This window comes from Fulvivirga imtechensis AK7 (assembly GCF_000331535.1).
Classification (GTDB): domain Bacteria; phylum Bacteroidota; class Bacteroidia; order Cytophagales; family Cyclobacteriaceae; genus Fulvivirga; species Fulvivirga imtechensis.
In genome coordinates, this window is the sequence record NZ_AMZN01000069.1 from 59,189 (window position 1) to 81,810 (window position 22,622).

At 41.8% G+C, this 22,622-nt stretch carries 20 protein-coding genes; 6 read left to right on the forward strand and 14 right to left on the reverse strand.

Annotation, left to right across the window (positions count from 1 at the left end):
- Nucleotides 1–85: 85 nt before the first annotated feature.
- From C900_RS19525 to C900_RS19565, 9 genes are all read right to left on the reverse strand, one after another.
- Entirely contained in the window at nucleotides 86–1,477 is a 1,392-nt protein-coding gene (locus C900_RS19525) for a lytic transglycosylase domain-containing protein (protein WP_009581904.1), read from the reverse strand.
- The gene (gatA, locus tag C900_RS19530) at nucleotides 1,474–2,901 is read right to left on the reverse strand and encodes an Asp-tRNA(Asn)/Glu-tRNA(Gln) amidotransferase subunit GatA (protein ID WP_009581905.1); all 1,428 of its coding nucleotides are present in this window, start codon (nucleotides 2,899–2,901) and stop codon (nucleotides 1,474–1,476) included. The genes C900_RS19525 and gatA overlap by 4 nt, the downstream gene beginning before the upstream one ends.
- A gap of 7 nt (nucleotides 2,902–2,908) precedes the next feature.
- Nucleotides 2,909–3,112 (reverse strand): Sec-independent protein translocase subunit TatA/TatB, encoded by a 204-nt coding sequence (locus C900_RS19535; protein ID WP_009581906.1) that lies wholly within the window; start codon nucleotides 3,110–3,112, stop codon nucleotides 2,909–2,911.
- Between the two features lie 633 nt (nucleotides 3,113–3,745).
- The gene (locus C900_RS19540; protein WP_040497143.1) at nucleotides 3,746–4,936 is read right to left on the reverse strand and encodes a murein hydrolase activator EnvC family protein; all 1,191 of its coding nucleotides are present in this window, start codon (nucleotides 4,934–4,936) and stop codon (nucleotides 3,746–3,748) included.
- Nucleotides 4,923–5,681: a lipoprotein insertase outer membrane protein LolB1 gene (lolB1, locus tag C900_RS19545; RefSeq protein ID WP_040497144.1), complete on the reverse strand. Its 759-nt coding sequence runs from the start codon at nucleotides 5,679–5,681 to the stop codon at nucleotides 4,923–4,925. The genes C900_RS19540 and lolB1 overlap by 14 nt, the downstream gene beginning before the upstream one ends.
- Nucleotides 5,674–7,404, reverse strand: a complete 1,731-nt coding sequence (locus C900_RS19550) for a tetratricopeptide repeat protein (RefSeq protein ID WP_009581909.1) — start codon at nucleotides 7,402–7,404, stop codon at nucleotides 5,674–5,676. The genes lolB1 and C900_RS19550 overlap by 8 nt, the downstream gene beginning before the upstream one ends.
- An 18-nt stretch (nucleotides 7,405–7,422) precedes the next feature.
- Entirely contained in the window at nucleotides 7,423–8,427 is a 1,005-nt protein-coding gene (locus C900_RS19555; RefSeq protein ID WP_009581910.1) for a sugar phosphate nucleotidyltransferase, read from the reverse strand.
- Between the two features lie 70 nt (nucleotides 8,428–8,497).
- Nucleotides 8,498–9,985, reverse strand: coding sequence for a lipopolysaccharide biosynthesis protein (locus C900_RS19560; protein ID WP_009581911.1), 1,488 nt, complete (start codon nucleotides 9,983–9,985; stop codon nucleotides 8,498–8,500).
- A gap of 12 nt (nucleotides 9,986–9,997) precedes the next feature.
- Nucleotides 9,998–10,783: an enoyl-CoA hydratase/isomerase family protein gene (locus tag C900_RS19565; protein ID WP_009581912.1), complete on the reverse strand. Its 786-nt coding sequence runs from the start codon at nucleotides 10,781–10,783 to the stop codon at nucleotides 9,998–10,000.
- A 498-nt stretch (nucleotides 10,784–11,281) separates the two neighbouring features.
- Between C900_RS19565 and C900_RS28695 the strand changes: the two genes are divergently transcribed.
- Nucleotides 11,282–12,526 carry a T9SS type A sorting domain-containing protein gene (locus tag C900_RS28695; protein WP_083867535.1) on the forward strand — a complete coding sequence of 415 codons (1,245 nt, stop codon included), beginning with the start codon at nucleotides 11,282–11,284 and terminating at the stop codon, nucleotides 12,524–12,526.
- Here the strand turns inward: C900_RS28695 and C900_RS19575 are convergent.
- Nucleotides 12,503–13,459: an NAD-dependent epimerase/dehydratase family protein gene (locus tag C900_RS19575; RefSeq protein ID WP_009581915.1), complete on the reverse strand. Its 957-nt coding sequence runs from the start codon at nucleotides 13,457–13,459 to the stop codon at nucleotides 12,503–12,505. The two genes, C900_RS28695 and C900_RS19575, sit on opposite strands and share 24 nt — an antisense overlap.
- A gap of 322 nt (nucleotides 13,460–13,781) precedes the next feature.
- On the opposite strand from C900_RS19575, the gene C900_RS19580 reads away from it, so the two are divergent.
- Nucleotides 13,782–14,351, forward strand: coding sequence for a hypothetical protein (locus tag C900_RS19580; protein WP_009581918.1), 570 nt, complete (start codon nucleotides 13,782–13,784; stop codon nucleotides 14,349–14,351).
- Nucleotides 14,352–14,355: 4 nt separating this feature from the next.
- Nucleotides 14,356–15,558, forward strand: coding sequence for a glycine C-acetyltransferase (gene kbl, locus C900_RS19585; RefSeq protein WP_009581919.1), 1,203 nt, complete (start codon nucleotides 14,356–14,358; stop codon nucleotides 15,556–15,558).
- Nucleotides 15,559–15,619: 61 nt separating this feature from the next.
- On the opposite strand, the gene cdaA is transcribed toward kbl, so the two are convergent.
- Both cdaA and folP read right to left on the reverse strand, forming a co-directional pair.
- Nucleotides 15,620–16,504 (reverse strand): diadenylate cyclase CdaA, encoded by an 885-nt coding sequence (gene cdaA / locus C900_RS19590; RefSeq protein ID WP_009581920.1) that lies wholly within the window; start codon nucleotides 16,502–16,504, stop codon nucleotides 15,620–15,622.
- 13 nt (nucleotides 16,505–16,517) lie between these two features.
- Nucleotides 16,518–17,375, reverse strand: coding sequence for a dihydropteroate synthase (gene folP / locus C900_RS19595; protein WP_009581921.1), 858 nt, complete (start codon nucleotides 17,373–17,375; stop codon nucleotides 16,518–16,520).
- Between the two features lie 38 nt (nucleotides 17,376–17,413).
- Here folP and C900_RS19600 point away from each other — a divergent pair, with 38 nt between their 5' ends.
- The 3 genes from C900_RS19600 to C900_RS19610 are packed head-to-tail and all read left to right on the forward strand — an operon-like array spanning nucleotide 17,414 to nucleotide 19,582.
- On the forward strand, nucleotides 17,414–17,962 hold the full coding sequence (locus C900_RS19600) for a DUF1599 domain-containing protein (protein ID WP_009581922.1): 549 nt from the start codon (nucleotides 17,414–17,416) through the stop codon (nucleotides 17,960–17,962).
- Entirely contained in the window at nucleotides 17,959–19,068 is a 1,110-nt protein-coding gene (locus C900_RS19605) for a BT_3928 family protein (RefSeq protein ID WP_009581923.1), read from the forward strand. Before C900_RS19600 ends, C900_RS19605 begins: the two co-directional genes overlap by 4 nt.
- Nucleotides 19,052–19,582: a shikimate kinase gene (locus C900_RS19610; protein WP_009581924.1), complete on the forward strand. Its 531-nt coding sequence runs from the start codon at nucleotides 19,052–19,054 to the stop codon at nucleotides 19,580–19,582. The genes C900_RS19605 and C900_RS19610 overlap by 17 nt, the downstream gene beginning before the upstream one ends.
- A gap of 7 nt (nucleotides 19,583–19,589) precedes the next feature.
- Here C900_RS19610 and C900_RS19615 read toward each other — a convergent pair whose 3' ends face one another.
- Together C900_RS19615 and C900_RS19620 are read right to left on the reverse strand one after the other, a co-directional pair.
- A complete protein-coding gene (locus C900_RS19615) occupies nucleotides 19,590–21,185 on the reverse strand; it encodes an OmpP1/FadL family transporter (RefSeq protein ID WP_009581925.1) in 1,596 nt (531 codons plus the stop codon).
- Between the two features lie 33 nt (nucleotides 21,186–21,218).
- Nucleotides 21,219–22,580, reverse strand: a complete 1,362-nt coding sequence (locus C900_RS19620) for a RhoGEF Guanine nucleotide exchange factor for Rho/Rac/Cdc42-like GTPase (RefSeq protein ID WP_009581926.1) — start codon at nucleotides 22,578–22,580, stop codon at nucleotides 21,219–21,221.
- Between the last annotated feature and the right edge of the window lie 42 nt (nucleotides 22,581–22,622).

Here is a 22,622-nt window from a genome sequence, read left to right on the forward strand (position 1 = left end):
GGTGGCATGAACGTGCTACGCACAAAACAGCGATAACCTCCTCATTTACACGAGGCTAAAATTAACCAAAAGGGAGCAGTTTTGCTTAACGACTTACAATTAGTTTTTGTCCGGGTTTGATATTGTTAGACTGTAACTGATTGATCCTTTTCAGCTCGTCCAGGCTCAGATTGGCAAACTTTCGGGAAATATCCCATAATGTGTCTCCGGGTTGTACCACGTACATTTTTGATCCGTCTGATGATGTGATCACCGAAGGAGTATTATTCTGTGCTACACGGGTGCCAGGGTTTTGCCAGATATTCAATGTCTGTCCTATTCTTATGGTATTACTTCTTAAGTTATTCCATGCCTTTAGGTCTGAAACACTTACGTTGTGTCGTTGAGCAATGGTGCCCAATACATCGCCACTCCGCACCTTGTAGGTAATTTTATCACGTCCTAAAGTGCTTCCCGGTGTATTTTTTGCCAGGTATTCAATCTCTGCTTTGCCTACTTTGCTGGCAGAATCCAGTATTGCCACACGATTAGGAGCAAAGTACTCTTTAATATCAGCAGGCACTTTAAGCGGATAGCCATTTTTTGTTTCAGGTATAACATTCCTCTTCAGTGCAGGGTTTAATTTTTGCAAATCATCAAGGCACAGGTTTACCTGGTTGGCGAAGGTCTGTACATGCAGGTAGTCAGAAACAAAAATAGTGTCTACCTCCATTTGATACTCCAGGTTTTCTTCCAGAAAGTTATGCTCCTGGCTATAGTTCATGATATATGCAATGGCGATAAACTGTGGTAAATAGGCTCTTGTTTCGCGGTGTATATAGGGGTAGATCTCCCAAAAGGTTCGTTTACCGCCTGATCGCCTGATCGCCCTTCTGATGTTTCCGGGTCCGGTGTTATATGCGGCTATGGCTAACTCCCAGTCGCCAAACATATTGTAAAGTTGCTTCAGGTATCTGCAGGCGGCTTCGGTGGACTTTTCGGGGTCCATCCGTTCATCGATGTACCAATCCTGATGAAGGCCGAAGTGACGGCCGGTATAGGACATGAATTGCCATAAGCCTACGGCCTGAGCTCTGGAAACTGCTGTAGGGTTTAAACCTGACTCAACGATCGAGAGGTATTTTAACTCTTCAGGAATGCCATATTTTTTGAGGTATTTTTCAAACAATGGAAAATAGAGGTTCTTACGTTTGATCATCAGGCGTGTATAGTCCCTGTCTTTTACAGCGAAATAATTTACAAATGCATGTACATTGTTGTTATAGTGAAGCGGGACTATGTTTTCAATGCAACTCAGACGATCTTTTATGAGATCGAAATTTGCTTCTCCCGGAATGAACTCGTATTCTGACTCCGGGAAGTAATATGCTTGGACTGTATCTATGAGTGCCGTTGGTTCTGTAATAGAATCATTTTTGGCTATGGCTGAGAAGATACAGGAAAAAAATAATGTGCCTAGTAAAAAAGTAGTTCTCAATTCAGATCTGTAAAATATTTTGAAAATGCCAGCAATTTGCCTTCCTGAAAATCATCGGCCATTATTTGCAGGCCGATAGGTAAACCGCCACTATCTTCTCCATTAGGAATAGAAATAGCAGGCAGACCGGATACGGACGATTGTACAGTAAAGAGGTCAGCCAGGTACATTTCCAACGGGTCCTCGCTATGCTCCCCCTGCTTAAATGCTGTAGTAGGGGTAGTAGGTAACACGATGAAATCGTATTGAGAAAGAATTTTTTTGGTGTAATCCCTGATCATCCTTCTCACCTTTTGGGCTTTGGTATAGTAAGCATCATAGTAGCTGGCGCTTAGTACAAATGTGCCCAGCATGATCCTTCTCTTTACCTCTGCTCCAAAACCTTCTGTTCTGGTCTTTTTGTACATCGATTCCAGTGTGGTGGTATTAGGGCTTCTGTAGCCATATTTAACACCATCAAATCTGGATAAGTTGGAGCTTGCTTCTGCTGTAGTAAGTATATAATAAGTGGGCAGCAGGTAGTCCAACAGAGGAAAATCAACAGCTTCTACCGTATGACCTTCTGCCTTTAACTTTTCAATTGCCTCTACAGTTTTTGATTTTATTTCTCCACTGATCCCTTCAGTCTCCAATGTCTCTTTAATATAAGCAATTTTTAACTTTTTTGAAGGGTCAATAGATAAAATTGAATAAGTTTCTACCGGCTTTGTCGAGACAGTGCTGTCAAATTCATCTTTGCCGGCTACTACTTCTAACGTAATAGCCATATCCTCAACACTTTTAGAAAAGATGCCGATACAATCGAAAGATGAGGCGTAGGCAACTAAACCATGCCTTGAAATTCTTGAATATGTAGGTTTAAGACCAAAAATACCGCAAAAGGCGGCAGGCTGTCTTACCGAACCTCCCGTATCAGAGCCCAGGGAAACAAGGCACATATCCGCCTGTACCGCTACCGCTGATCCTCCTGACGAACCTCCCGGAACCCTTTCATTGTCCGCATCATTTAACACCGGGCCAAAAGCCGAATTTTCATTGGACGATCCCATAGCAAACTCATCACAGTTGTTTCTGCCGATAATGATTGCATCTTCATCCAACAGACGCTGTACGGCAGTGCCATTGAACTGCGATCTAAAACCATCTAATATTTTGCTGGACGCCTGCAAAGCATGGTCTGTATGGCATAGTACATCTTTGAGTCCTACTACCATACCCGCCAGCTTGCCCGCGGTACCGCTTTTTATTTTTTTATCTACCTCAGCAGCCTGACTCCTGGCTTCTTCTTCATACACCTCCAAAAATGCATTAAGGTGCTTCTTCTTGTTAATATTATCGAGATAATACGCTACAAGATCTGCACAGGTGACTGAGCCATTTTTTAAATCTTTCTGAATAAGATTTAAAGAAGTGTACTTTTTCAAAGGTGTGCTATTTTTTATCGTCCTCTATTCTGCTGGATTCGTCAATATCCTTTTTTATCTCTTTTGTGGCATCTTTAAATTCCCTGATCCCCCGTCCTAGTCCACGAGCGAGTTCAGGTATTTTTTTGGCGCCAAAAAATATCAAAACGACAAGGATTATGATGATCCATTCCCAACCTCCGGGCATTCCAAGTGCGAGTAAGCTATTCATCTGTGTTTGTGTTTAGTGTTTGTAAGAAAACTCTAAGTGGCTTTAAGAAAACGTTCCCGACAAAGTGCGGGACGAAGTTCCAAAAATCGGATCGTACCGAGGTACGTGAGCATTTTTGGAACGAGCGTAACGCGGACATTGGCGTTTTCTTAGAGACACTATTTAGAAATTGCTGTGTAAAGATAGACATTAATTGATCAACCTAAAAAATCTTATTTATAGAAGATAATTCGGAAATAAAAAGTTCGGATTAATCAATGTTTGTAAGAAACTCCAAGTGGCTTATGAAAACGTCCAAGTCGGATTTGCCTTCATGTAGCCGCTTCTCAGGATTTGAGAAGCCCAAATAGCTGATCGTACTGAGGTACGAGAGCATTTTTGGAACGAGCGTAACGCAGACATTGGCGTTTTCTTAGAGACACTACTTAGAGACACTAATTAACGTGAGTTCGATATAAAATACTTAAAAAAGGGCAGTCATCCTATCCCGAAGGCTTTGAGGCTTTCGGGAGAAGGATCTTCCTAAGTTGCTGGTAGTATCCTAAACTTAGTAAGATTCTTCGTGCTTCCCCGAAGCAAGTTAAGCAAGTTCGGGACAGACAGAATGACCTTAAAAAGAGGTTCGAACTCACGCTAATTACGGTTTAGCCATTGCTGGGGGTCCAGGGCAGTGACATTTTTTCGTACCTCAAATTTTAATTCGGACACCCCATCTTTATTGGTCATTATCTGGCCAAGTTCCTGACCAGTAGTCACTTTCTGGCCTGTCTTGACAAAAACATCCTTCATGCCTGAATATACCGTAAAGTAGTCTCCATGGTTAATTACTACAGTGTTTCCAACAGTCGGAATAAAAGCTACTATTCTTACTTCACCGGCAAAAATGGATTTCACTTTTTCATTTTCTTTGGTTTGGATGTTGACCCCGGTGCTGTTGATCACGATACCCTTAAGCACAGGATGATTTTGCATACCGAATTTTTGGGATATAAAGCCGGAGACAGGCCACGGGAGCCTGGACTTATTATCCGCAAACTCGTTAGAGAGTTTCACGCTGGCTTCAGAGTCTTTCTTTTCGGCAAGCCGGGCGCGTTCCATTTCCTCTTTAATCAAATCGTTGATCACTTTATCCAACTTGGCTACGGCTTCCCTTCTTTCTTCCAGGTCTTTTTTTAATTTGTTTTCCTGTTGCTGGAGATTCTTAACCAACTGGTTTTGGTTTGCTTTCAGTTGCGTCAGGCTTTTACTTTCCTGTAACTGTTCAGCGAGAAGAATGTTCTTTTCTGACATTTTACTTTCTATCAGGGTTATTTGTGTAACCAATGTTTCCTGAACTTTGACGATCTGTTCGGCCTGAGTTTTACGGGCATCGCTATATTGCTCCATGTATTTGAGGCGCATCAGAAACTGGTTGAAAGATCCTGCGGAAAAAATAAAAGTCAGCTTGTTGAACCCCTGATTGGCTTTATGTGCAGCATATACCATCGCTGCGTATTCTTTTTTAAGCTTTTGCAGGTCTTCTTCAAGAGAGGCAATGATCTGGTTATTCTCTTCTATTTCTTCGTTCAACAGATTGATCTCTTTTCGTATAGATCCTATAAGATCCTCTTGTGTTTTAATCCGTTGATTAAGGGCATTAAGCTGACCGAGCGTGTTCTGTTTTTTTCCGGCTGTTTCGGCAAGGATTTTTTCTGCCTCTTTGATCTTGCGCAGGTTTTCCTGCTTCTCCTGCTGAAGCTGGGCCTTTGATTTTTGAGCAAAAGAAACGGAGACACTTATAACCAAGAGAAAAAATACTCCAAATAAGCTTTTACTTACGCTCATATTTTTTCGGAATGTTAAATGGGAACTTCAGCTCCTTGTCCTCAATGTCTGCCTTATTGTATTCAAATTCAATAACGGTATTTAGCTTTCCTGCTTTGCCCTGGTAAAATAAAGAAATAATGCCTGAAAATGGAAGGGCATACTGTTCAAGCATATGAAAATCGTTATACCGAATTACCGCCGAGTTCTTTGATGGCTTTTCCAGCATCTCTACTCGCTCAATTTTCATGGTCTTAGGATTAACATAGTTGTGCAGATCAACCGACCCGGAATGTTGCCTGAGTATATAAAAATCATCAGTTTTCGTTACCTCATCTGTCTTAGAGCGATCAAAGATCAGGTTACCCAATGCTACAGCCTGTATGGCATCATAGTTTACCTGAAAGTTGAACTGCTTGCTAAGCGAATCGTAATGAAAGACGTAATACTCCTTTTTAACGAGGTTCATTATCGTTATCGAATCTCTGTTGATAAGACAACGTGCGCCTTGTATTCCTATTGCAGAAAAAGAGATCCAAATTACACTGTCTTTCCGAATTCTGACATTTGCTTTAGCTTTCAGATCATGTTCATCATCTTTGTAGTTGATCTTCGCTTTTCCGGAAAAATAGTCGAAATCGATTTGTTGAACATCAAGCCGGTTTTTATCAAGAAAATTCCAGCTTATACCACTGAGGCGTTTGCTGCATGAGGAACAAAGGATAAAGACCGTGCAGCAAAGCAGGAGGGCCGTTTTTTTATTCATAAAGTTTTCGGTCTGCTATCTTTTTATCTATTACTTCTGATTTTGGATTTAGTCCCTTAGCTACCTGCCACTGTTTGACTGCACCGTCAACGTCCCCCAATTTATATAGTATGTCTCCGTAATGTTCATAGTGCACCGCAGAAATCTCACCGGTAGCAATGGCCTGTTCCATCACTTTTTTAGCTTCTTTATATTTTTGACGCATGTACAGTACCCAGGCGTAGGTGTCAAGAAAGGTAGCATTGTTAGGATTATCTTTTACTGCCTTGGCCGACATTTTCTCGGCTTTTTCAAGGTTAGCCTTTCTTAAAGCAAGGAAATAGCTGTAATTATTTAATACTGCATAGTTTTCAGGATCGAAATCCAGCGCAGCTTCATAGGCTTTGTCGGATTTTTCATACTCCCTGGTACCATTGTAGGCATCGCCAAGCATACTATTAAATGCGCTAACCAGCCCAAGATTGGCAGAGGAAAGTCTTTTTCCCTGCTCAAGGGCGGCAATGGCTTCCTTGTAGTTTTTCTGCTGCAGGTTAGCAGCCCCATTGTAGTAGTATAGGGCTCCCTGGTTGGGAAATAATTCCAGTGCCTCCCCGGAAACCAGTGCCACACTGTCCATTTTATTGAGCTCGATCAGTAGTTGCAATACATTTTGCCATACAGTAAAATTAGACTCGTCAAGTTCAAGGGAACGCATGTAAGCATCTTTTGCTTTTCTGTGCTCTCCTATCGTCTGAAGAAGGTCTGCATAGACGATGTGGGCATCGGCAACATCAGGATGAGTAGACACAAGTATTTCAGCCAAATTGAGACCGAAATTTTTTAACTCTTCCTGACTAAGCTCAACCCGGTATTCGGCCAGCAATTGCACCTTGTTCTGGACATCTAGTGCGGGGTCATTAAAAGCCACCTCAAGGTTTTTTATAGCTTTCTCCACCTCTCCGCTCTTTCTTTGTAACTCGGAAAGCACAAGCCGGGATTGTGTGGCCGCAGGGTTAGCCTTTAAAAATTCCTCAAGGTACTTTGCCGCTTCGTTGTTCTGATCATTGCTGATCAGGATTTCAGCCTGTTTCAGCACATAAGCCTCTTCTTCGGGGTAGGTGTTAATAAGCCGCTGCCCTTCAGCCAGGGCTTTTTCAAGGTTGTTGTTCTGAAGATATATCTTTTGTTTTTGGGTAATGATCTCTTCAGCCATTCCATAGGCTTTTTCAATTTTGTCATATACTACCAAGGCATCACCATAACGCTGCTGGTAGAGATATATCGCAGCCAATTCAAACAAATAATGGTCGGTATCGTCCAGCTTGCCTATCATCTCTTCATATACCTCAGAGGCTTTATCGAAGTCGCCCAACTGAGTATAGATATCGGCAGCCAATACGTAAAAATACTTATTATTGCCATCCAGCTTCAGCGCCTCCAGTACATGGCTCAACGCTTTGTAAGGCTCATTTCCTTTGATCAGGATGGTGGCTATCTTAAAATGAACCGTAGCATTACCGGGAGCCACCTCTAGCGACTTTTGAAATAGGGCAAGGGCTTTCGCATAATCCTCAAGAATATAATATTTTTCTCCTTCAATAAAGTAGAACTCCGCCTCCCGAAGTTCGGATTCGGAGACCTTGTCTTTACTTTTAACTTTTTGAGCTGATAAGTCAGAAAATGAAACAACTGAAATTAAAGCACAAAAGATAGAGAAGATGATATAGTATTTGCGAATGCCCATTAAAAAGTATCAAATGATTTACTGCACAGTATTGTAGTCACCAATACTCAGATCATCGGATTTACCTTCAAAACTAACAAAATTTCCTAATATCGAGTTTTTGAAGTTGGCATTATTTATTTCCGTATTCGTCTGGATAATAGAATTTTGTATCACTGAGTTTTTGACAACTGTATTTTCACCTATCGAAACGTGTGGACCAACAACAGAGTTCTCCAATGTGACATTTTCTGCAATAAATACAGGAGGAATGATCACAGAGTTCTTTTTATGTACATTTTTAGATATCAGTTGATCTTCTTTCAGGTACTCCAGGTATCGCTTGTTGGTATATACAGTGGCATCTTTGTTGCCACAATCCAGCCATTCCGAAACCTGCCCGGGTACGAATTCCGCTCCCTTTTTCTTCATGTTTTCTAAAGCGTTGGTAAGCTGAAATTCACCCTTATCTTTTATATCATGATCAATAAGGTATTGCATCTCTTTGTTCAGGAAGGCTCCATCCTTAAAGTAATAAATGCCAATAATGGCAAGGTCAGAAACGAAATGCTCCGGTTTTTCAACGAAATCAGTTATTACATTAGCATTGTTCACTTTAATTACGCCAAAAGCCGAAGGGTCATCGACTTGCTGTACCCAAATGATACCATCTTTGGTCGGATCCATCTTAAAATCGGCCCTGAAGAGCGTGTCAGCGAATGCGACAATGACATTTCCCTCTAAAAGTTCTTTGGCACACAAAATGGCATGAGCGGTACCCAACTTTTCATCCTGATAGTAGATATGACCTTCACCCCCTACCGATTCGGCAATTTTCCTCAGATCGTTTTCTACATCTTTTCCAAAATCCCTGCCAATAATGAAGCCTATCTTATTGATAGAGGTGTCACATACTTTTGCTATGTCTTCTACCAAACGCTGTACAATGGGCTTTCCGGCAATGGGCATTAAAGGTTTAGGAATAGTTAAAGTATGTGGGCGCAGGCGTGTACCTCTGCCTGCCATAGGTATTATTATATTCATTGTTGATTTTCAGATTAAGTTGTCCTATAAAATTATAGTTATAAAGTTGGCAAAACTAATAAAAATACTTCTATTTTTTAATCAAACGGGGCTTTTCGACCAGGTAAACCATGCCTACAATTACTGCTGATACGGCTAGCCGTACACCAGCATCAACCCAAAAGTTATTAAACTCAAACGTTTCTGATAATAACACCAAAATGCAAAAAAGGATTAGGTAAGGTACTAGGGCTTTGAAGTTGTAGGGGATAGGATAGTATTTTTTGCCATAGTAATAGCAGCACCCAGCCATGGTGGCATAACATAATACCGAGGTGATGGCGCTGCCGGTGTAGCCAATAACAGGGATCAACAATAGATTTCCGGCAATTGTGACCAGAGCTCCTATGATGCTGAAGTACATGCCGTAAATAGTCTTGTCGGTAAGCTTGAACCAAATGCTTAGGTTCATATAAATGCCATAAAACAGTTTGCCAAACAACAGTATTGGCACCAGGTATAGCGCCACGCGATAATCCGGGTTCCGTAGAAAGATATATCCGATAAGGTCGACATTGATACTTACTAAAACAAATATCAGCAGGCTCAGCAATACAAAGTAGTGCATTACCCTGGCAAAAAGCTCCGGAGCATTCTTATCTTTTGCGCTGCTGAAAAAGAAGGGCTCACCTGCATACCGGAAGGCCTGGATGGCTAGCATCATAAAGATGCTTAGCTTGAAAGTTTGGCCATATACACCTACGGCTCCGGTACTATCAAACTGCTCATAGAAGTCATCAGGAAGCACTCTTTCTATCAATATTTTGTCAAGCTGCTCGTTGAACATGCCAGCGACTCCGGTGACTAATATGGGTAAGCCATAAAACAACATTGGTTTGAATTGGCTCCAGTTTAATTGTAACCGTATCCTGGAGACCCATCTCCACAACATGGGTATAAGCAGGGCATTGGCAATAAGGTTAGCCAGGAATATATACCCGATACCCAGGTCCGGATCATAAACAACAGAAACCAACTGGTAACCAGGTAACTTTTGATTCACTATGTATGGAATGGCGATCAGGAATATCACCTGAAGGCCTACATTGATAATGATGTTGATGATCTTAGCAGTAGCGAAAGCCCTGGCTTTATTTTCCAACCGCATTTTCGCAAAAGGAACAGCCAAAACACTGTCTATCCACAGTATGATGGCGAACCAGATAATGAATAATGAGGTATTTTCGTAACCTGTCCAGGTGGCTAAGAATGGGGCGAATACTATTATTAATCCCGAAAATACAGTACTTACTATCAGTACCGCTGTGGCCGTGGTGTTAAAGGTGTCTTCGGAGGCGGTCTTGGTGGCAAACCTAAAGAATGCTGTTTCCATGCCGAAGGTGTAGATGACCATCAAAATGGCTGTGAAGGCATATAGCACGCTTACTACACCCAGATCTGAGACCTCTGGGAATACATAGGTGTGCAGGGGAACGAGAGCATAAGTAAGCAGCCGGCCCAGAATACTGCTAACACCATATACTGCAGTTTGCCCGGCCAGACTTCTCAATTTACTCATGCGGACCAGGTGTTATTCACCCTTAAAGTCAGGTTTTCTTTTTTCAATGAATGCTTTTGTGCCTTCTCTGAAATCTTCTGTTTTAGTACAGTTGGAGAAGAAGTTGGCCTCGGTCTGGTAGCCATTTTCCTCGGCAGAGTAGTAGGCGTTTACGCAATTGATAACCATTCCTACAGCCAAAGGAGCTTTAGATAGGATCTTGCTCATGATCTTATTGCTGAGCTCAAGAAGCTCTTCCTGAGTTTCTACCACATGATTGACCAGTCCTATACTTTTGGCATCCTGTGCGGTGATCATGTCACCGGTGGTCATCAGCTCCAGGGCTTTTCCTTTACCAACCAGTTGCGTCAGTCTTTGAGTACCCCCATACCCCGGGATGATACCTAAATTTACCTCAGGCTGGCCGAATTTAGCATTTTCTGATGCGATGCGTATGTGGCAAGCCATAGCTAATTCGCAGCCACCACCCAGAGCAAAGCCATTAACGGCAGCAATAATAGGCTTCTCACATTGTTCTATCAGGGAAAATACTTCTTGGCCGTTTTCAGCAAATTTGCGGGCATTCAATTCGTTTAGTTCTGCTATTTCTTTTATATCTGCACCAGCGACAAATGACTTATCGCCTTCTCCGGTAATGATCACACCCTTAATTTCCTTGTTATCATATATATCCTGAAGCGCTGTCCTCAATTCTTCAATCGTGGAAATGTTTAAAGCATTAAGATATTCAGGCCGGGATATAGTCAGAGTGAGAATACCGTCATTAACTTCTTCAGTCAGATTTTGATATAAGCTCATGGGGTTTTTTATCTGTTGAATGATGGCTCAAATATACGAGAGATTGAGGAAACGAAAAATCATATGCTTCCTCAAACATATGATTTATAATACCTCTGAAATTTATAAGAAATAATCTTACTCCATGCAAAAAGTGTCTTCTTTTGCGGACAGATGATAATTTTATGCTTTTCAAAATATTCCATTACCTATGTAATTCTTTACTTACTACATTATTATTTATGATTCTATAACCAAAAAAAATTGATATTAATTTTATAATCTTACACCAAATAGACGTATAATCACGTCTAATTTTGGGAAGTTTTTTCTTTAATTGGGATTAATGGCAATTCTATTATTTTATAATTACCTAATAATCAATAAATTATAAAATTGAATTAAAATTGGCCTTTAATTGGAGGCGTGAGATTGGAGAGTATCTTGTGAAAAAAATTATTACGCAGGTTACTTTTAAAGATTAAAAGCTATATACATACGTTATAAAAGAAGAATCTGATGAAAAGTTTAATTGTAATATCTGCTTCGAATAAGTTATCAAATGACTCTCTTTCGCAAATTATGAGGGGTGGTAAAATAAGTACTGGCGTGGTCATGCTTTTTTTAGTAATGATCAGCAGTGTTGCTTTTGGCCAAAATCGAATGACCACCAGTGGTGACTGGACAAATAATTCTAATTGGAACTCAGGAACCCATACAAACGGGATTACTACTTCTCAACTTAACAATGGTGTTTCGGCTTCTATTAATGACGGGGAGAATATCACCAGTGGCAGTTTGACAGGCGGAAACAATGTTACACTTCAGTTAATTGGAACTTCCACACTTGATATCGGAAATGCGAGCAATGCATTAGATTTAACTACTAACAATGGCACAACGATATCGATTGGTGCAGATGGTATATTGACTGTATGGGGCGACATAATCGTAAATAACAATTTGATACTGGTGGTAGCGGGCGAATTAATTGTTAAAGGAAATATTCAAATAAAGAATGGCGGTGCATTAGATATTTCAGGAAGTGTTACTGTTGATGGTAATTTTGTAGGAGGTAATAACACAGAGATAAACATAGACGGTGATATGGTTGTAGGTGGTGATTTTACTGTAGGTAATGGTTCCGCTGTTAGTGGAGGAGGAACAATTTCTTATGGAGGTAGCTGTAGCGATAGTGGTTCCGGGGTGTGTTCCAGCGAGCCTCTGCCTATAAATTTGGCCATGTTTAAAGTAGTAGCAGAAGGAAACGAGGTTATTCTAAAGTGGGTGACAGCTTCAGAGGAAAATAATGACTATTTTACCATCGAGCGTTCTAGGGATGGTAAAGAGTTCGAAAAAGTGGGTACTACAACTGGTGCCGGCACAAGCACAACAGTGTTAAACTATTCTTTCACTGACCCTAATCCTTACTATGGAAGATCATACTACCGGTTATCTCAAACTGACTTTGATGGTACATCAGAAACATTCGAGATCGCGGCTGTTACGATTTCATCAATAAAAGACATTACAGTATTTCCTAACCCGGTGAACAGAGGCAAAGCACTTCGAATTGAAACCGGGGCCGATGCTGATGAAGAGGTGAGCATTGCTATCTACAATCATGCAGGTAAGCTTATAAAAGCCGATAAGCTTGTCGGTGAACAGTCAATCGATATTGAAGACGAACTGGAAGCCGGCTTTTATATGCTGCAAGTAAAGTCTGGACAGGTAAGCAAATCAACTCGCCTGGTGATCCAGTAATTCTTTAAGGCCTTTTAATATTGTCGAAGTCATCTTAGAGAGATCAAATTGAGGGTTCCAGCCCCATTGATCTCTCGCCTCTGTATCACTGATAGAATCAGGCCACGAATCGGCTATAGACTGACGGAAATCAGGATTGTAGCTGATAGTAAACTCCGGCATATGCTTCTTAATCTCTGACGCTATTTCTTTAGGTGAAAAGCTTATAGCGGCAACATTATAGCTCGACCTTATTTTCACTTTTTCTTTGTCAGTTTCCATAAGATCTATTGTGGCTTTTATAGCATCATCCATATACATCATAGGGAGATAAGTATGCTCTGAAAGAAAACTCTCGTACTTTCCGTCCTCAAGCGCTTTATAAAAAATATCAACTGCGTAGTCAGTAGTTCCTCCCCCTGGCTTTGCTTTATAGCCTATTAAACCGGGGTATCTGAGGCTGCGCACGTCAACACCATACTTTTCAAAAAAGTATTCGCACCACCTTTCCCCTGCCAGCTTGCTAATACCGTAGACAGTGTTAGGGTCCATTATAGTATGCTGGGGAGTATTTTGCTTCGGTGTATTTGGGCCGAATACGGCTATTGAACTGGGCCAGTATATTTTTTCCAGTTTTTTATCGCGTGCTAATTCTAAAACATTAAGCAGACTCGTCATATTGAGGTCCCAGGCAAATTTCGGATCTTTTTCCCCTTTGGCTGAGAGAATAGCTGCCAGGTGGTATATTTGGTTAATGGAATGCTTGTCAATTATTGCTTCCATAGCCTTTTTATCCATTACATTTAGCAGTTCAAAAGGTCCGTCAGCCAATTCTCCGGAAGGTTCTCTCACGTCAGAAGCAATTACATTTTCATTTCCTTTTCTTTGCCTCAATGCCACTGTCAGCTCAGACCCCAACTGTCCGCAAGCTCCGATAACCAAAATTTTGCTCATGTTTCTCTTTTGTGTGTGAATAAGTGGTGCGAAATTACCAATTAAATAACATCTAAAAAATTTCTGGTTGCAGGAAACTGGTCACTGGTCATGTCACTAGTCGCTGGTTCGCTGGGTACTGGTAGCCGGTAGTTCTGCTCAGATTGACGGTTGGCCATCAACTATTAACGATTGACAAGTAACCCTAAGCCGGAAGCCCAGAAACCAGACGCTAGCCGCCAGCAGCCGGCAGCCAGAAACCAGCCACCAGAAACCAGCAGCCAGAAACCAGCCGCCAGCAGCTAGAAACCAGTGTAAAGTTTTTATATTTGCCGGTATTGTTATGAGTGACTTTCAAGACTACCTGTACAAGAAAAAAATTGATTCAGATGCTTTTAAAAAAGCCGAACCTGTTCAGTGGCAGGTCTGGAAGGAAATTTTCGACCAGGTACATCCGGATAGTTTTACAGCACAGAAGCTGTATCTCATCAACCCATTAAGACGGCAGTATCCTTTTATTGGTGAGCGGGATGCTATAACGATGAAGGAAAAGCCTAAAAAACCTGTAATGAAACCGAGGGCAGCCTCCACTGAGTCAACGAAGGAGGAGGATCGGAAGGATCAGCCTGTTAAAGCAAAGCCAAAAATGGCCGTGAAGCCAAAGGTAAAGATAAAGCCTAAAATTTTACCCCAGTCGGGCGCCAAGCCTGAAGGAGAGGAGGCAGTGTCAAAGGAACAAAAACCGAAGATGACTAAGCCAAAAATACCAATGAAGCCAAAAATTCCTCTACAACGGGAAAATGAAGCTGAAATGAAACTGAAAGATACCTCAAAAGAAGGAGAGAAGCCGAAAATGGCTAAGCCGAATATAAAACCAAGACCTGTAATTAAGAAAAGACCTAAAACAGATTGAATATATGTACAATACATTAAAGAAGAAACTTCAAGAGGAACTGGATTCAATTAAAGAAGCCGGTCTGTATAAAAAGGAAAGGGTGATTACTACCCCTCAGGGGGCAGAGATCAAAACACAGGATGGTAAGGAGGTAATTAATTTCTGTGCCAATAATTACCTGGGCCTTTCTTCTCATCCTAAAGTAGTTGAGGCGGCCAAAAGGGCTATTGATACCCATGGTTATGGCATGTCGTCTGTACGCTTTATTTGCGGTACACAGGATATTCATAAAGAGTTGGAGCGAAAGATATCTGACTTTCTGGGCATGGAAGATACCATTCTTTATGCAGCAGCATTTGATGCTAATGGTGGAGTTTTTGAACCGCTGTTTGGCCCCGAAGATGCCATAATCTCTGACGCACTCAACCATGCTTCAATTATAGACGGAGTACGTCTTTGTAAAGCTATGAGATACCGGTACGAGCATAATAACATGGCCGACCTGGAGGAGAAATTAAAAGAAGCTGATGCTGCCGGGGCAAAAGAAAAAATAATTGTGACGGATGGAGTGTTCTCAATGGATGGTACTATTGCCCAACTCGATAAGATATGTGACCTGGCAGACAAGTATAATGCATTAGTGATGTCAGACGAATGTCATTCCACCGGTTTTATGGGACAAACGGGCAGGGGTGTTCATGAGCACCATGGAGTAATGGGACGTGTTGATATTATCACCGGTACGTTAGGCAAGGCTCTTGGCGGGGCATCCGGGGGCTTTACTTCTGGAAGAAAAGAGATCATTGATATGCTCAGGCAGCGTTCCAGACCATATTTATTTTCAAACACCCTGGCGCCATCTATTACAGGAGCATCTATAGCAGTGATTGATATGCTGAGCGAGACCACGGAGCTTCGTGATAAACTGGAGGCCAACACCAAGTATTTTAGGGAGGAGATGACCAAAGCTGGTTTTGATATTAAGCCTGGCACGCATGCTATCGTGCCTATTATGCTATATGAAGCTCCACTGGCACAGAAGTTTGCTGATGCGCTGCTCGATAAAGGCATTTATGTAATAGGCTTCTTCTATCCTGTGGTGCCAAAAGGTCAGGCCAGGATCAGAGTACAGATGTCTGCAGCGCATGACAAAAAGCATTTAGATAAAGCTATTCAGGCATTCGTGGAAGTAGGTAAGGAACTTGGGGTGTTGCAGAATGCGTAGCGCGGAGCGCTAAGTGCAAGGGGTAATTGCCAACTGCTTTTGCCCGTTGCAGATTGAAAGATCAGGCTCCTGCTTTGGCTTCGTTGATACTGGAAGCTGTGTTGGTTTCTTTTTCTGTTGATTCCTCCACAGCTTCTTCTTTTTTCTCATCTTCCATGGTGAGATAATCATTGATCTTTTTTCTTAGTTCCTGTGGAGAAAGATTATGCATCAGCTTTCCATTACGGGCCAGAGAAAATTGACCCGTTTCTTCAGAAACCACAAGTATCATAGTATCGGTAAGTTCCGACATACCTAGTGCAGCCCTGTGACGCAGGCCAAATTGAGCAGGCAGGTTATCGCTTTCGGAAACAGGCAGAATGCATCTTGCGGCTTTTATTTTTCCTTTATGGATGATGACGGCCCCGTCATGTAGCGGACTGTGTTTGTTGAATATTGATAATAATAGTCTTTTTGAGAGGAAAGCATCAATAACATCACCGGATTCGGCATAAAATTTTAGTTCCGAATCCTTTGATAATACTATCAATGCTCCGGTATTTGTACCACCAAGGGTTTTCGCTGCTTCGATAATTGGGGTGATATTGTAGGTTTCTTCAGAGCGTTTGCGCTTCCACTTAAAAACACTTTTAAGAACACCGCCCTTGTTGAAATCAGTGGTCTTGCCGATGAGAAGCAGGAATTTTCGGATCTCAGGCTGGAAAAGGATGATGGCAGCCAACACACCGACTCCCATAAACTGTCCGAGTATTAATCCCAGCAGTTCCATCTGAGCTGCACGTACTATCAGGTATATGAGGTACAATGAAAGTACCCCCAGGAAAATTTTGACAGCTACACTGCCCCGCATCAGTTTGTATACCTGATAGAGCAAAATACTTACCAGCATGATGTCGATCACATCGACCCAACTCACTTCTAAAAAACCTATACTGAATAAGTACATTAATCTATGGCTATCAAGTATTAAATGTTAGGTTATACAATTGCACAGCTTGTACTGCTTCTTTTACGTCATGAACTCTCAAAATTTGTGCCCCGTGCATTAAAGCGATAGTGTTTAATACGGTAGTTCCATTCAGTGCATCAGCAGGCTCAAGCCCTAACTTCCTGTAAATAAACGATTTTCTGGAGATTCCCGCCAATACAGGGAGCTCCAAAGCTTTAAAATACCGTAAATTTTTTAGTAATGCATAATTCTGATCCATTGTTTTGGAAAAACCAAATCCTGGATCCAGTACTATATCTTTAACGTCTCTTTTTCTTAATTTGCTCACTTTTTTCTCGAAAAATCGAAAAATTTCGGAAAGTAGGTCATCATAGTCAGTTTGATGCTTCATGGTTTGAGGCGTGCCCCGCATGTGCATAAGAATATACGGCACCTGAGTATCTGCTACTACATCATACATATGTTTATCGAGCTCACCTCCTGAAATATCGTTGATCATATTCGCTCCGGCCGTAACAGCAGCTTCAGCCACCTGTGAGCGAAAGGTGTCTATCGAGACCTTTACCACCGGAAGCTCTTTTCTTATATTTTGAATGTGATTAACTACCCTCTTCAGTTCTTCATATACGGGTACGTCATCAGCGCCGGGCCGTGAGGAGTAGCCGCCAATATCGATGATATCCGCGCCTTCTTCGATCATACTCCTGGCGCGATCTACCACGTCTTTTTCCTGTTGATACCGGCCTCCGTCATAGAAAGAATCAGGAGTGACATTAAGAATTCCTATGATCAACGGCCTTTCCAAACTGACCACATTTCCGCCAATGTTGAGTGTTTTTTTCCCTGAAAAAGCTGTATCTTTCGCCACGCTAAGAAATAGGTTTATTTATAAAATACGGATATAAATTGATAGATAAAACGGTCAGCGAATATAAGCAGGTAATAGAGGAGTGTAAAGCACTTTTTGAAAAGAAAACGAAAGATTATGGTACTGCCTGGCGCGTACTCAGGCTTCCTTCCATCACTGATCAGATATACATCAAAGCACAACGCATACGATCTATCCAGGAAAAGGGGGCGCAAAAGGTTGGGGAGGATATCACCTCAGAGTTTGTCGGGATCATTAACTACTGCATCATGGCTATTATACAAATGGAGCTTCAGAGTGATGAACGTCTGGAGTTGGGGTATGATGAACTTGAACCGCTGTATGATCGTATTGCTTCTGAGACGTTGGATCTTTTGCAGAATAAGAATCACGACTACGGTGAGGCATGGCGGGAGATGAGGGTGAGCTCTATCACAGATATTATCTTGATGAAATTGCTAAGAGTAAAGCAGATTGAGGATAACCAGGGAAAGACGTTGGTATCTGAAGGGGTCAAAGCCAACTATCAGGATATGATCAATTATTCGGTATTTTCATTAATAAAACTAAATTTTCTGGAGCAATGATAAAGAAGGCGATAGATATATTTTCACGGGGTTTTGTCGGGGGGCTTTTTATTTTTTCAGGGCTGATCAAATTGAATGACCCTATTGGTACTAAGATTAAGCTGGAAGAATACTTTGAGGTTTTCTCCTCTGATTTTGGCTCTTTCTTTGAATTTTTTATTCCTTTTGCACTACCACTTGGCATGGTGCTCATTGTGCTGGAAGTAGTGCTGGGCATTGCAGTGCTGATCAACTACAAAATGAAAACAACAACCTGGGTATTGCTGGCGCTGATGGTATTTTTTACCTTCCTGACTTTCTACTCAGCCTACTTCAATAAGGTAACGGACTGTGGCTGTTTCGGAGATGCCATTCCTCTTACGCCGTGGGAGTCTTTTTATAAAGATGTTATTCTGATGGTATTTGTATTGCATCTTTTCTGGCACAGAAGGCGCTTTGAACCGATGTTCAGAACAAGGCCGGGGCATTTCATTATTATTGCTGCTTCAGTAATAGGTTTTGGAATTGGGATCTATGCTATTGAACATTTGCCATATATCGACTTCAGACCGTATAAAGTGGGAAATAGTATTCCTGAAAAAATGATAGCCGAGGAATCTCCGAGAATAGAATATACATTTAAAGGACCGGATGGTGACATGGTGAGGTCCGAAAGATATATGACCCCGGATGCCGGTTACGAATACATATCTTCAAGGGTTGTTAACGAGAAAGAGTCAACGCCAAAAATCACGGATTTTCAGGTTGTGGGAATGGATGGCGAAGATTATACGGAAGAGACATTTAGCGGACTCAAGCTCATCATTGTATTTTATGACACGGAAAAAGCTAATAAATCGCACATCAGGCATATTAATCAATTGCTGGCTAATATGGATCAAAATATTGAGCCTATGATACTTACTGCAGCCAGAGAGGTCGATTTTGAACAATTACGACATGAACACCAGTTGGCGGTGTCTTACTACAATACCGATGCAACCGTACTGAAGGCTATGATCCGTTCTAATCCCGGAGTACTTTTACTTAAAAATGGTACAGTTTTAGGTAAGTGGCATCATAATGATGTGCCATCTGCTGAAGAGGTGAATGGGCTTGCTAAATAAGAACATATTTCTGATCGGTATGCCAGGCTCCGGTAAGTCTACTGTAGGGCGTCAGCTTGCAGAAAAATTTCAGATGCCATTTGTAGACCTTGATTATGAAATAATGAGCAATGCCGGCATGTCGATCAAAGAGATCTTTGCAGCTTATGATGAGGATCACTTTCGACAATTGGAAAGGGAAGCCCTTCGGGCTGTAATACAAAAAAGTGCAGGTGCAGTAATAGCTACCGGTGGAGGAACACCGTGCTTTTTTGATAATATGGAGTTGATCAGGAAAAATGGGATCAGTATCTTCATTGATGTTCCTGTAACGGAATTGATTTCCAGGATCAATGCTGCAGAAAGAGATAAGCGACCTAAATTTTCAAATAATACAGACTTGGCTGTTACTCTTAACCAATTAGTGCGGCAAAGGGTACCATTCTACAAGAAGGCCCACCACCGATGGGATGGTAATGAACAAACAATAGATGAACTGGAACTGATCATTAAACAATTGGCAACTCAGCCGTAAGCTTCTTTTAGAAAAAGAAGCCTACGGAAAAAGTAGCTGTTGTATTTTGATTGGTGACTTCCGCAGCAGAGGCGCCAGGATAGGGGGAAATGGTCGAGGTTCTTCCCATACTACTCACAACACCCAGATCAACGAAAAAGTCTTTGGTTCTGATCCCTCCGCCAAAAGATACCCGGTTTTCCGCGTGATCAATATCGTCATCAGTAGGGTCTCCCATGTAGGAATAACCTGCTCTTACACGAAACATCTCAATTCTATACTCTGCTCCAACACGATAATTAAATGCCGATTCAAATCGGTCTATAGCCTGATTGTCGGGAGAAAAGGAAAAGCCATCATCTCCATTTTGTACTTTAGCTCTGTGGTAGTTGACCCGCTCAATATCTCCGCTAATAAAGCCGTTTTTTCCAAAGAAATAAGTGATACCACCACTTAGGCGTGACGGAGTTGTTATGTTGTATGTAAACGGATCATATGTTATGGTCCATTCTTCATAACTGTTTCGATAGTTGGTGGACTGAAGGTAGTCTGCTCCTAAAGTGATCTCTCTGCTCTGCTCTAATGCATAGTAGCTCGGCGTGGTATAGGATAATCCGAGAAGTAAAGATGTTATTGGGCGTCCTATTATTCCTAATGTGGCATTTACGCCTATTCCACTCAGGGTATAATTATCCCTTAATTCTAACTGATTAAGAGTTGTTAGTGTAGGGGTTTCTCTATATAACCGCTCTACTTCTCTGTCTACTGACAGTATGCCCAAACCTGCCCCAAAATAGAGCTTGTCATTATAATTTCCACCATAAGAAAGTGAAACTTGATATGTTCCTCCTTTGGAATTTATAGTTTCATATTGTCGGGTGGGATACTGAGGTTCGGGAAATGCAGGTATATAGACAGGGTCTCCGTTACTATCAACCGGTAAGTTTCCATTTTCATCAACGACATAGATATCACGATCTACCATAAACTCATTACCATTGATTTGAAACGCATCGATTAAATATGTTTCGTAAGCAAGTTCAACAAAATCATTAGTGATGGAAATATCGCCATTATTATTAACCCCGGCGGCTAATACAGTATATTCTATAAAATCCTTAGGGTTATTTGGATCTAATACAATGTTTCCATTGTCTAATTGATTAAATGAATTTCCTTCGTAAGTGATCCGGTTTTGAAAATCCGCAATGCGGTTCAGACTGATACCGAAGGACCCTCCTCTCCATTTGCTGTCTACCAGATCTCCCTTGCTCTTGTTGAGCACTACGCCCAGGTTGGCAAAATTAAAATTCAGCTTAGAGTCGGAAGTTGAAGTATTTAAATAATCGGTATCAGCATACACAAAATTGAATGTAGGGCTAAAGGAAAACTCTGATCTGTTAAAAAAGCCTAGGCCTGCAGGATTTGATGATGCTGAACTGATATCTCCTCCCAGAGCGGTTTGAGCGCCTCCCAGCGCCTGCATCCTTGCGGACCCTCCCGGGTAGGTTCTACTGAGATCGAGCGCTGTGGCTGAGAAGTCGCCGGCATCTTGCGCCTGTGCGCCTGCAACAAAGCAAAGCTGTACCAGGCTTATTAAAATAAGCTTTAGGGATTTTTTCATGATTCGGGTTATTAAATGGTCCTCAGCTAAATATTAATTTCCACCTCTTCTTGACGATCTGCTGCTTCCTGAGCTTCTGGAGCTGGAGCCGCTACTTCTCGAATTGCTCCCTGATGAATAGCTGCCACTACTTCTGCTCGAACTTCCTGACCCTGAAGAGTACGACCCTGAGCTTCTGCTATTCGAACTGTTACCGGAGGAATACCTGTTAGAGTTAGACCTGCTCGGAGTACTGTACGATCTGGAGTTCGATCTTGAATTACTATTGTTGTTATAGCTTCCGTTACGGCTGTTGTCATAAGATCTACCATAGGAAGAACTGCTTCTGCTCGTGCTTCTGTTTGATTCTGTGGAATAGTTAGAAGTAGATCTGGATCTGCTATCATAGGTTCTGCCTTGCGTATCCGATGAACTTGTTGTATTTACAGCCTCTCTTGATCTTCTATAGTATCTGCTCTGAGTATCTGAATAGTCTCTTGAATTGGAAGTGTACCTTCCTGCTGGTGCGTCAGCGCTGGTTCTGCCGGCCGTAGATGATCGGCCAGTGCTGATATCACCGGTGCTTCCTGATGTAGTACTCCTTCGGTTCCTGCTGTTGACTGCAACATCGCCACTTCTCGACATTCCCGGACCTCTTTTGAAAGTTCTGTCACTCCTTGATTCATAGTTATTAATTACAACCACACTTCTGTATGGCGCTCCCCAATAGCCACCATAGTATCCACCATAGCCAAACCTGCTATATGGAGGGCAGTAGAACGGGTCATAGGCATAGAACGGGTCATACCATGAATTCCATCCCCATCCCCAGCCATAGCCCATGGAAAAACCGGAGTGCCATCCGTTTCTCCAGCCCCAGGTATTACCAAAACCAATCGATACTGACCATCCGCTTCTCCATGGTCTGTAGCCGTAGTAAGGCCTGTAAAACGGATCATATATTGTGCCGCGGTAAAACATCGGATCACTCCAATATATATCATTAAAGTTATTCGAATAATGGGTATTGCCATAGCGATCTCTCGTCACATAATTGGCGTTGTTTGCAAAGTTGGTAGTTATATCTTCAGGAGATTGGTAATTTTCATTAAAATATTCCCCCTCTGCATACTCGCTATCACTGCTGTAATCTTCCTGTGATTTAGCCTGATACCTGGCTATGTATTCAGGATTTACCGTTTTAGAAGAGTAGCTTTCCTGCGGGTTAGGATCCAGTTGCTGCACCTGGTCAGCATCCTGAACTACCTTGTTTTCTACTTTTACTTTTTTGACCTTGTTACGGTCGCTGGAAGTGAAATAAAGGTCATCATACTCTTTGTTCTGAGCATAAGAACCACCCAGGGCAAGTATAAATATACCTATAAAAGCGGAGAATTTTTTGATGTGAGTATCCATGGTATTACCTCTTTAGTTCATAAACATACTTTATTATACGAC